Source organism: uncultured Aquincola sp. (genome assembly GCF_964001545.1).
Classification (GTDB): domain Bacteria; phylum Pseudomonadota; class Gammaproteobacteria; order Burkholderiales; family Burkholderiaceae_C; genus Aquincola.
The window spans coordinates 1-8,995 of the sequence record NZ_CAXFDV010000702.1; the positions used below are offsets into that span (position 1 = coordinate 1).

General features: G+C 71.0%; 8 protein-coding genes and 1 pseudogene. 5 read left to right on the forward strand and 4 right to left on the reverse strand.

From position 1 onward, the window contains the following. On the reverse strand, positions 1 to 1,260 hold a 1,260-nt coding region (locus ABNT58_RS24645; RefSeq protein WP_348756029.1), incomplete at its 3' end, for an efflux RND transporter permease subunit. Between the two features lie 30 nt (positions 1,261 to 1,290). Then, positions 1,291 to 2,511, reverse strand: a complete 1,221-nt coding sequence (locus ABNT58_RS24650) for an efflux RND transporter periplasmic adaptor subunit (RefSeq protein ID WP_348756036.1) — start codon at positions 2,509 to 2,511, stop codon at positions 1,291 to 1,293. 212 nt (positions 2,512 to 2,723) lie between these two features. On the opposite strand from ABNT58_RS24650, the gene ABNT58_RS24655 reads away from it, so the two are divergent. Next, complete coding sequence (locus tag ABNT58_RS24655; protein ID WP_348756030.1) at positions 2,724 to 3,350, forward strand: TetR family transcriptional regulator; 627 nt, start codon at positions 2,724 to 2,726, stop codon at positions 3,348 to 3,350. Continuing rightward, positions 3,347 to 4,414 carry a DUF72 domain-containing protein gene (locus ABNT58_RS24660; RefSeq protein WP_348756031.1) on the forward strand — a complete coding sequence of 356 codons (1,068 nt, stop codon included), beginning with the start codon at positions 3,347 to 3,349 and terminating at the stop codon, positions 4,412 to 4,414. The genes ABNT58_RS24655 and ABNT58_RS24660 overlap by 4 nt, the downstream gene beginning before the upstream one ends. Here ABNT58_RS24660 and ABNT58_RS24665 read toward each other — a convergent pair. Next, the gene (locus tag ABNT58_RS24665; protein ID WP_348756032.1) at positions 4,411 to 4,992 is read right to left on the reverse strand and encodes a Fe-Mn family superoxide dismutase; all 582 of its coding nucleotides are present in this window, start codon (positions 4,990 to 4,992) and stop codon (positions 4,411 to 4,413) included. The genes ABNT58_RS24660 and ABNT58_RS24665 overlap by 4 nt on opposite strands. A gap of 101 nt (positions 4,993 to 5,093) precedes the next feature. Beyond that, complete coding sequence (gene xseA / locus ABNT58_RS24670; protein ID WP_348756033.1) at positions 5,094 to 6,488, reverse strand: exodeoxyribonuclease VII large subunit; 1,395 nt, start codon at positions 6,486 to 6,488, stop codon at positions 5,094 to 5,096. A gap of 409 nt (positions 6,489 to 6,897) precedes the next feature. Between xseA and ABNT58_RS24675 the strand changes: the two genes are divergently transcribed. From ABNT58_RS24675 to lpxK, 3 genes and pseudogenes are all read left to right on the forward strand, one after another. Beyond that, positions 6,898 to 7,530 (forward strand): MotA/TolQ/ExbB proton channel family protein, encoded by a 633-nt coding sequence (locus ABNT58_RS24675; protein WP_348756034.1) that lies wholly within the window; start codon positions 6,898 to 6,900, stop codon positions 7,528 to 7,530. Then, positions 7,527 to 7,940 (forward strand): annotated as a pseudogene (locus ABNT58_RS24680) (biopolymer transporter ExbD); the annotation flags it as partial. The gene ABNT58_RS24675 and the pseudogene ABNT58_RS24680, both read left to right, overlap by 4 nt. 134 nt (positions 7,941 to 8,074) lie before the next feature. Next, positions 8,075 to 8,995 (forward strand): tetraacyldisaccharide 4'-kinase (gene lpxK, locus ABNT58_RS24685; protein ID WP_348756035.1); only part of this gene is annotated, 921 nt, incomplete at its 3' end.

Sequence of the window (8,995 nt, forward strand, 5' to 3'; positions counted from 1 at the left end):
CATGATGCGCTCGACGTTTTCCACCACCACGATGGCGTCGTCCACCACGATGCCGATGACCAGCACCATGCCGAACATGGTCAGCACGTTGATCGAGAAGCCCAGCGCCAGCAGCACCGCGAAGGTACCCAGCAGCGCCACCGGCACCACGATGGTCGGGATGATGGTGTAGCGCCAGTTCTGCAGGAACAGGAACATCACCAGGAACACCAGCACCACGGCCTCGAACAGCGTGTGCACCACCTGCTCGATGGAGATGCTGACGAAGCGCGAGGTGTCGTACGGGATCTCGTACTTGACGCCCTGCGGGAAGAACTTGGACAGCTCTTCCATGCGCGCGCGCACCGCGGTGGCGGTCTGCAGCGCATTGCCGGTGGGCGACAGCTGGATGCCGATGCCGGTGGAGGGCTGGCCGTTCAGCCGTGCCGAGGTGGCATAGGCCTGGCCGCCCACCTCGATGCGGGCGACGTCGCGCAGCCGCACCGTGGAGCCGTCGGCATTGGCGCGCAGCACGATGTTGCCGAACTGCTGCGGCGAGCTCAGCTGGCCCTGCACCACCACGGTGGCGAAGATGCTCTGGCCCGGGACGTTGGGCAGGTCGCCGATGGTGCCGGCAGAGACCTGCGCGTTCTGGGCGCGGATGGCGGCATTGACCTCGGTGGCCGACAGGTTGAAGCCCACCAGCTTGGCCGGGTCGATCCAGATGCGCATCGCGCGCTCGGTGCCGAACAGCTGCGCCTGGCCCACGCCCGGCACGCGCTGCAGCTCGGGCAGCACGTTGCGCGAGGCGTAGTCACCCAGCGCCACCGGGTCGTAGCGCGGGTCATCCGACGACAGGATGGTGAACATCAGGAAGTTGTTGCGCGACTTGTCCACGCGCACGCCCTGCTGCGTCACCGCGGCCGGCAGGCGCGGAGTGGCGCGCGCCAGGCGGTTCTGCACGTCCACCTGCGCCAGCTCGGGGTTGGTGCCCGGCTCGAAGGTGATGGTGATCGAGCCGGTGCCGTCGGCCTGGGCCACCGACTCCATGTAGATGAGGCCGGGCGAGCCGTTCATCTCGCGCTCGATCACGCTGAGCACGGAGTCTTCCAGCGTCTGCGCCGAAGCGCCCGGGTAGGCGGTGTTGATCACGATGGCCGGCGGGGCCACCGTGGGGTACTGGGCCACCGGCAGCTGCTTGATCGCCACGCCGCCGAGCACCAGGATGAACAAGGCGATCACCCACGCGAAGATCGGGCGATCGATGAAGAATTTGGCCATGGAGGTCCCTCGTTGCTGTGCCGCGAGGGCTTACTTGCTGGCGGCGCTGGCAGCGCCGGCCGGGTTGGAGGCAGCAGCGCCCGCGGCCGGGGCGGAAGCCCCCGCTGGCGCGCTGGCGGCATTGGGCGACCACGGCACCGGCTTGACCGGCGCACCGGGCACCATCATCTTCTGGAAGCCGTCGACGATCACCTGCTCGCCGGCCTTCAGGCCATCGAGCACGATCCACTGGTTGTTCTGGTTCTGGCCCAGCTTGACCTGGCGCGGCGCCGGCTTGCTGTCGGGGCCCACCACCAGCACCGTGTCGCCGGTGGCCGAGCGGGTGACCGCCTGCTGCGGCAGCAGGATGGCCTGCTCCAGCTGCGCCTGCTCGATGCGCACGCGCACGTACATGCCGGGCAGCAGCAGGCCGTCGGGGTTGGGCACTTCGGCGCGCAGCGTCACCTGGCCGCTGGTCTGGTCCACCGTCAGGTCGGAGAACAGCAGCTTGCCGGTGCGGCCGTATTCGGTGCCGTCGTCCAGCAGCAGGTGCACCACCGCCGATTCACCGCTGCCGGCACGTGCCAGCTTGCCCGCGGCCAGCGCACGGCGCAGGTTCAGCACCTCGGTGGCCGACTGGGTGAAGTTCACGTACATCGGGTTGATCTGCTGCACCACTGCCAGCGCGGTGACTTCGCCCTGGCCCACCAGCGCGCCTTCGGTCACCAGCGCGCGGCCGATGCGGCCCGAGATCGGCGAAGTGACGGCGGCATAACCGCGGTTGATGCCGGCGGTGCGCACCTGGGCGCGGGCCACGGCCACGTCGGCCTCGGCCTGCTTCTGCGCGGCCACGGCGTTCACGTAGTCCTGCTTGCTGATGGCGTTGGCTTCGACCAGCGGCTTGTAGCGCTCGGCCTGGGCCTTGGTCTGGGCCACGTTGGCCTCGGCCCGCGCCAGCGAGGCCTGGGCGCTGGCCAGCGCGGCTTCGTACGGCGCGGCGTCGATCTCGAACAGCGGCTGGCCGGCGCGCACGTCGCTGCCCTCGCGGAACAGCCGCTTTTGCAGGATGCCGGCGGCGCGGGCGCGCACCTCGGCCACGCGCGAGGCTTCCAGCCGGCCGGGCAGCTCGGTCACCAGCCCCACGGACTGGGGCTGCACCGCCACCACGCCCACGGTAGCCGGCGGCATGCCGCCTCCGGGCGGGCCGCCCGCGCCGCCCTCTTCCTTCTTGCCGCAGGCGGCAAGCAGCACCGCGGCCGTGATCACGGCCAGGGCGACTCGGGGGTTACGGGCGCGTTGCGAGGCGCCGAAAAAAGAAACAACGGCAGGCTTTGGTTGCAACACGGTGCAAGTCCTTGAAGGGTTTTTCTTGGAGAGGCTGCGGGAATACCCGTAGCCCGGTCGGCCGCGAGTATACATACAGACTAGAATGTATGCACAACGCCCCCAGCTGATGAGGGCCCTACGACTGACAACGCATCGACATGGCCCGCAAGACCAAGGAAGAAGCCCTCGCCACCCGCGCCAGCATTCTGGACGCGGCGGAGCTGCTGTTCCACCGTCAGGGCGTGTCGCGCACCTCTCTGCACGACATCGCAGCGGCCGCCGGCGTCACCCGCGGTGCGGTGTACTGGCATTTCAAGGACAAGGCCGATGTGTTCACCCAGATGATGGACAGGGTCTGCCTGCCGGTGGAAGAAGGCGGTGCCGCGTTGATGGCCGATGCCGGGCTGGTGGGCTTGCGCACCCATCTGGACGAGGTGTTTGCCCTGGTCACCCACGACGAGCAGGCGCGCCGCGTGCTCGAGATCGCCACCCAGAAGGTGGAATACGTGGATGAGCTGCTGGCCGTGCGCAGCCGACATCTGGAGGTGCGCGACGGCCATGTGGCCCGCCTCGCCGAGCTGCTGGAAAAGGCGCAGGCGCAGGGCGAGGTGCCGCGCCAGCGGCCGGCGCGTGAGCTGGCGCTCGGTCTGCACGCGGTGGTGGACGGTCTGCTGCACAACTGGCTGCTCGACCCCAGTGCCTTCGACCTGCAGAGGGTGGGCCGGATGACGGTGGCGGTGTACCTCGCCGGGCTCGCCGACGCGCAGGCCTGCAGCGCCGCATGACGCGTCGGCGCTCCGGCGATGCGCCTGCCATGCCGTCGCTGTTCGACGCCGCTGCGCTGCCAGCGCCGTGCGCTGCCGCCGACAGCACCGGGCAACTGCAGCCGGCGCTGGCGCCGGCCGAGGTGCAGGCCCTTGCCAACGCCCTGCACCAGCGCTTCGGCGGACGGCTGCGGCTGGGCACCTCATCCTGGAGCTTTCCGGGCTGGCACGGACTGGTGTGGGGACGTGCTTATGGCCGCCCCACCCTGGCCCGCCGCGGGCTGACCGCTTATCACCAACACCCGCTGCTGCGCACCGTCAGCCTGGACCGCGCCTTCTACCGGCCGCTGCAGGCGGCCACCTATGCCGGCCTGGCCGAACAGGTGCCGGCCGACTTCCGCTTCGTGGTCAAGGCGCCGGCGCTGGTGACCGATGCCACGCTGCGCGAGGCGGCCACCGGCAAGGCGCTGCACGCCAACCCGGCCTTCCTCGATCCGCAACGCAGCGTCGCCGAGGTGCTGCAGCCCGCGCTGCAAGGCCTGGGGCCGGCGCTGGGCGTGCTGGTGTTCCAGCTCTCGCCATTGCCGGTGGACTGGCTGCGCGACGAAGCGCGCCTGCATGGCGCGCTCGACGCGCTGTGGCAGGCCGTGATGCCGGCCCTGCCGATCGGCGACCACCGCCCGCTGGTGGCGCTGGAAGTGCGGGACGCCGAGCTGATGACGCCGGCCCTGGCGCAGCTGCTGCGCCGCCATGGGGTGCGCTGGTGCGCCGGCCTGCACGACCGCATGCCGACCATGACGGAGCAACTGCCCATGCTGCGGGCGATGTGGCCCGGGCCGCTGGTGTGCCGGTGGAACCTGCAGAAGGGCCAGCGTTATGCGCAGGCCAAGGATGCCTGGGCGCCGTTCAACCGGCTGCAGGCCCCGGACGAGGCCACGCGCGAGGCGCTGGCCCGGGTGATCGCCGGCACGCTGGCGGCGGGTGAAACCGCCTGGGTGACGATCAACAACAAGGCCGAAGGCTCGGCCCCGTTGAGTGTGCTGGCACTGGCGCAGGCCGTGCTGCGCCAGAGCGATGCCGCTTAGGCCGCGTTCTTGGCCGCGAATTCCCAGTTCACCAGCTTGTCGAGGAAGGTCTCGACGAACTTGGGGCGCAGGTTGCGGTAGTCGATGTAGTAGGCGTGTTCCCACACGTCCACGGTCAGCACCGGGGTGTCGCCGGTGGTCAGCGGGGTGCCGGCGGCGCCCATGTTGACGATGTCCAGCGAGCCGTCGGCCTTCTTGACCAGCCAGGTCCAGCCCGAGCCGAAGTTGCCCACGGCGCTCTTGACGAAGGCTTCGCGGAAGGCGGCGTAGCTGCCCCACTTGGCGTTGATGGCCTCGGCCAGCGCGCCGGTGGGCTCGCCGCCGCCGTTGGGGGTCATGCAGTTCCAGAAGAAGGTGTGGTTCCAGATCTGCGCGGCGTTGTTGTAGATGCCGCCGGACGACTTCTTGATGACGTCCTCGAGCTGCATCTCCTCGAACTCGGTGCCCTTTTGCAGGTTGTTCAGGTTCACCACGTAGGCGTTGTGATGCTTGCCGTGGTGGTATTCGAGCGTCTCTTGGCTGTAGTGCGGTGCCAGCGCGTCGATCGCGTAAGGCAGGGGGGGCAGCACTCGTTCCATGATCATTCCTCGTTGTTGAGCCGGTCGTACCGACGGGTGGAGCGGTTTGGCGGGCGCATTGTAGGCAGCACCCTGGCGTCGTTCGACGTCAAGGGTGCATGTCACACAGCGGCGTCCGGAGAAGGCCTGGCCACCGGGGTTTGGGGGTGCACTTCCTGCACCACCGCGTCGGCGCGGCCATCGGCAAACACCGCAGCAATGCGCGAGCCCGGCTGCACCGCCGTGGCCGAGGTGATGGCATGGCCGTCTTCGCCAGTGACCCAGGCGTAGCCGCGCTGCAGCACCCGCCCGGGGTCCAGCGCATGCAGCCGGCCAGCCAGGTGCTGCAGCCGCCCATCGGCGCGGGCCAGCGGCGCCTGCGGCGCACGGGGCAGCCGCTCGCCCACCTGCTGCAGCCGCGCCTGCGCCCGTGAGAGCTGCTGCGCCAGCGCCCGGTGCAGGCGCGAGGCCGCCTGCTGCTGGCCCAGCGCGGCCTGCTGCATCGCCTGCCGCAAGGCCTGCTGGCGACGGTGGTCCAGTTGCTGCAGCCGCTGGCCGTGGCGGGCCAGCGCCTGCGCCGGCCGCGCCAGCTGCATCGCACGGCGGTCCAGGTGCTGGGCCTGGCTGTCCAGCCGGCGGTGCACCAGCGTCTGCAGCCGGTGGGCCAGCGTGGCCAGGCGGTCGAGCGAATCGGCACGGGCCGGCGACACCAGCTCGGCCGCGGCCGTGGGCGTGGGTGCGCGCAGGTCGGCCGCAAAGTCGCACAGCGACACATCCGTCTCGTGGCCCACGCCGCACACCAGCGGAATGGGCGAATCGGCCACCGCGCGCACCACGCGCTCGTCGTTGAAAGCCCAGAGGTCTTCCAGCGAGCCGCCGCCGCGGCACAGGATCAGCGTGTCCACCTCCTGGCGCTGCGCGGCACGCTGCAGCGCCGCCACCAGCGAAGCCGGTGCCTCCGGCCCCTGCACCAGGCTGGGGTACACGATCACTTCCACCTGCGGCGCACGCCGCTGCAAGGCGGTGAGCACGTCGTGCAGCGCGGCAGCGCCCAGCGAGGTGACCACGCCCACCCGCTGCGGATAGGCGGGCAGCGGCCGCTTGCGCTCGGGGCTGAACAGTCCCTGCGCTTCCAGCCGGGCCTTCAGCCGCAGGAACTGCTCGTACAAGGAGCCGGCGCCCACCTGCTGCATGGCTTCAACCACCAGCTGCAGTTCGCCGCGCGCCTCGTACACGGCCAGGCGGCCCCGCAGTTCCACCTGCTGGCCGTCGCGCGGCTGGAAGTCCACCAGCGCCGCAGCGCGGCGGAACATGGCGCAGCGCAGCGCGCCGGCAGCGCCATCGCTGTCCTTCAACGTGAAGTAGCAGTGGCCGCTGGCGGCGCGGGTATAGCCGCTGAGTTCGCCGCGAACCGATACGGCCCCAAAACGCGCCGCCAGCGCATCGCCAGCGGCCAGCAGCAGCGGCGCGACGCCCCAGATCTGGCGCCCGGGCGCCCCGCCCTGGAGCATGCTCATCGGGCGCGCCCCGAGGGTGGGCACTGGGAGAACTCCACAAGGCGGCGCACCCCGGGGCAGCTGCTCAATGCACCCGTCACCGGGCTGTCATTTTCGTCTAAGTGCTTGATTTTCAAAGACAACACGGTGCCTCAATTTTCAGCAATCTAGTGCGGGGCCAATGATTTCGCGCGTTTGCGGCGAACTCAACATGGTTGCCCACAAAGTTATCCACAGGAGCCGTGGATTGGTGGATTGTCAAGTGCAGGCCGTGGAGTGCCCACGCCAAGTGAGCGAACACAAGCGCGCCGCAGGGGGTGGTTCAAAGGGCGGCAGGCCGCGCCGGGCCGGGTGAAAGCATGGCCCCATAATCGCGCCTCGTTGGACGGCTGGCACCGCGGTGGCGCTGGCGCAATCCCTGGGATCAAGCGTGTTTTCGATCATACAAGCCGCGGGCTGGCCCATCTGGCCGTTGCTGGCCTGCTCGGTGGTGGCCCTGGCCCTGGTCATCGAGCGCTTTTCCAGCCTGCGGCCCGCCCGTGTGGCACCGCCCAAGCTGCTGGACGAAGTGCTCACCCTCACCCGCTCCAACCTGCCGGGGCCCGACGTGGTGCACAAGCTGGCCGGCAATTCGGCGCTCGGCCAGGTGCTGGCCGCCGGGCTGCGCAGCGTGATCGCCGAGCCGCGCATCACCGAAGAAAGCCTGCGCCAGTCGCTCGAAGGCACCGGCCGCGTGGTGCTGCACCGGCTGGAGCGCTACCTCAACGCGCTGGGCACCATTGCCACGGCCGCGCCGTTGCTGGGCCTGCTGGGCACCGTGGTGGGCATGATCGAGATCTTCGGCGCGCAGGCACCCGGCGCCACCGGCAACCCGGTGCAGATGGCACATGGCATCTCCATCGCGCTGTACAACACGGCCTTCGGCCTGATCGTCGCCATCCCGGCGCTGATGTTCCACCGCTACTTCCGCGGCCGGGTGGACGAGTACGCGCTGACGCTGGAGCAGGCCGCCGAACGCCTGGTGCCGCACCTGATGCGGTTTGTGGTGCGCACGCCGGCATGAACTTCCGCCGCCCCCGGCGCGACGAGCCGGACATCAACCTGATCCCGTTCATCGACGTGCTGCTGGTGGTGCTCATCTTCCTGATGCTGTCCACCACCTACGCCCGCTTCACCGAACTGCAGGTGAACCTGCCGGTGGCACAGGCCGAGCCGATGCGCGAAAAGCCCGTCGAGCTGCTGGTGTCGGTGGCGGCGGACGGGCGCTACGCCGTCAATGGCCAGGCGGTGCCGGGCCGTGGCGTGGAGCCGCTGGCCGCCGCCATGGGCAGCGCCGCCACCGAGCTGCGTGCGCCGCCGCCCGGGCCGGTGGTGGTGGTCTCGGCCGACGCCACGGCGGCCCACCAGTCGGTGATCAACGTGCTGGACGCAGCACGCCGCATCGGGCTGGCGCGGGTGACCTTCGCGGCGCAGGCGGGGCCGGGCTCGGTGGCGGCGGCCCCTGGCGGCTCGGCGGCCGCGGTGGAGGGTGCGGCGGCCCCATCGCCGGCCCCTGCCGCTGCCCCTGCCACGGCGCCGGCGCCCGCACGCTGAGCCGGCACCCGGGCATGGCCTGTCCCGCCGATGGCCCCGACGCCGCCCGCCGGCCCGCTGCAGGTGCGGGCCTGGCCGGCTGGCTGCAGCGCCAGTGGTGGCAGCCACGGCCGACGACGGCCGCCCAGCTGCTGCGGCCCTTGTCGTGGCTGTACCGCGCGCTGGCCGCGCTCGAGCGCCAGCGCCACCCGCCCGGCGTGGCCGACGTGCCGGTGGTGGTGGTGGGCAACCTGATCGCCGGCGGCGCGGGCAAGACGCCCAGCGTCATAGCGCTGGTGCGCTGGCTGCGCGAAGCCGGCTGGACGCCGGGTGTCATCTCCCGCGGCTATGGCCGCCAGTCGGCCGACGACCTCACCGAGGTGCGCCCCGACCAGCCGGCCAGCCGCACCGGCGACGAGCCGCTGCTGATCCGCCTGCGCACCGGCGCGCCGGTGTGGGTCGGCCGCGACCGGCTGGCGGTGCTGCAGGCGCTGCGGCGCGCGCACCCCGAGGTCAACCTGGTGGTGTCGGACGACGGCCTGCAGCACCACCGGCTGCCGCGCGACGTGCAGGTGGTGGTGTTCGACGAACGTGGCGCCGGCAACGGCCTGCTGCTGCCCGCGGGCCCGCTGCGCGAGCCGCTGCCCTCCGTCCTGCCGCCGCGCTCCGTGGTGCTGTACAACGCGCCCGCGCCCAGCACGCCGCTGCCCGGCCACGTCGCGCAGCGCGGCATCGGCGGCATCACGCCGCTGGCCGACTGGTGGGCCGGTGCATCGCCTGCGCAGCCGCTGCAGCAGTTGCAGGGCCGGCCGGTGGTGGCGGCGGCCGGCATCGCCTCGCCCGAGCGCTTTTTCGGCATGCTGGAAGCCGCGGGACTGGCCCTGCAGCGGCTGCCGCTGCCCGACCACCACGACTTCGCGCAACTGCCCTGGCCCGCATCCGCGCCCGACGTGCTC

Excerpts from the sequence above, each read along its gene's own strand:
- xseA (WP_348756033.1), bottom strand. The coding sequence starts at position 6,488 with ATGAGCATGCTCCAGGGCGGGGCGCCCGGGCGCCAGATCTGGGGCGTC.
- ABNT58_RS24665 (WP_348756032.1), bottom strand. The coding sequence starts at position 4,992 with ATGGAACGAGTGCTGCCCCCCCTGCCTTACGCGATCGACGCGCTGGCA.
- ABNT58_RS24655 (WP_348756030.1), top strand. The coding sequence starts at position 2,724 with ATGGCCCGCAAGACCAAGGAAGAAGCCCTCGCCACCCGCGCCAGCATT.
- ABNT58_RS24660 (WP_348756031.1), top strand. The coding sequence starts at position 3,347 with ATGACGCGTCGGCGCTCCGGCGATGCGCCTGCCATGCCGTCGCTGTTC.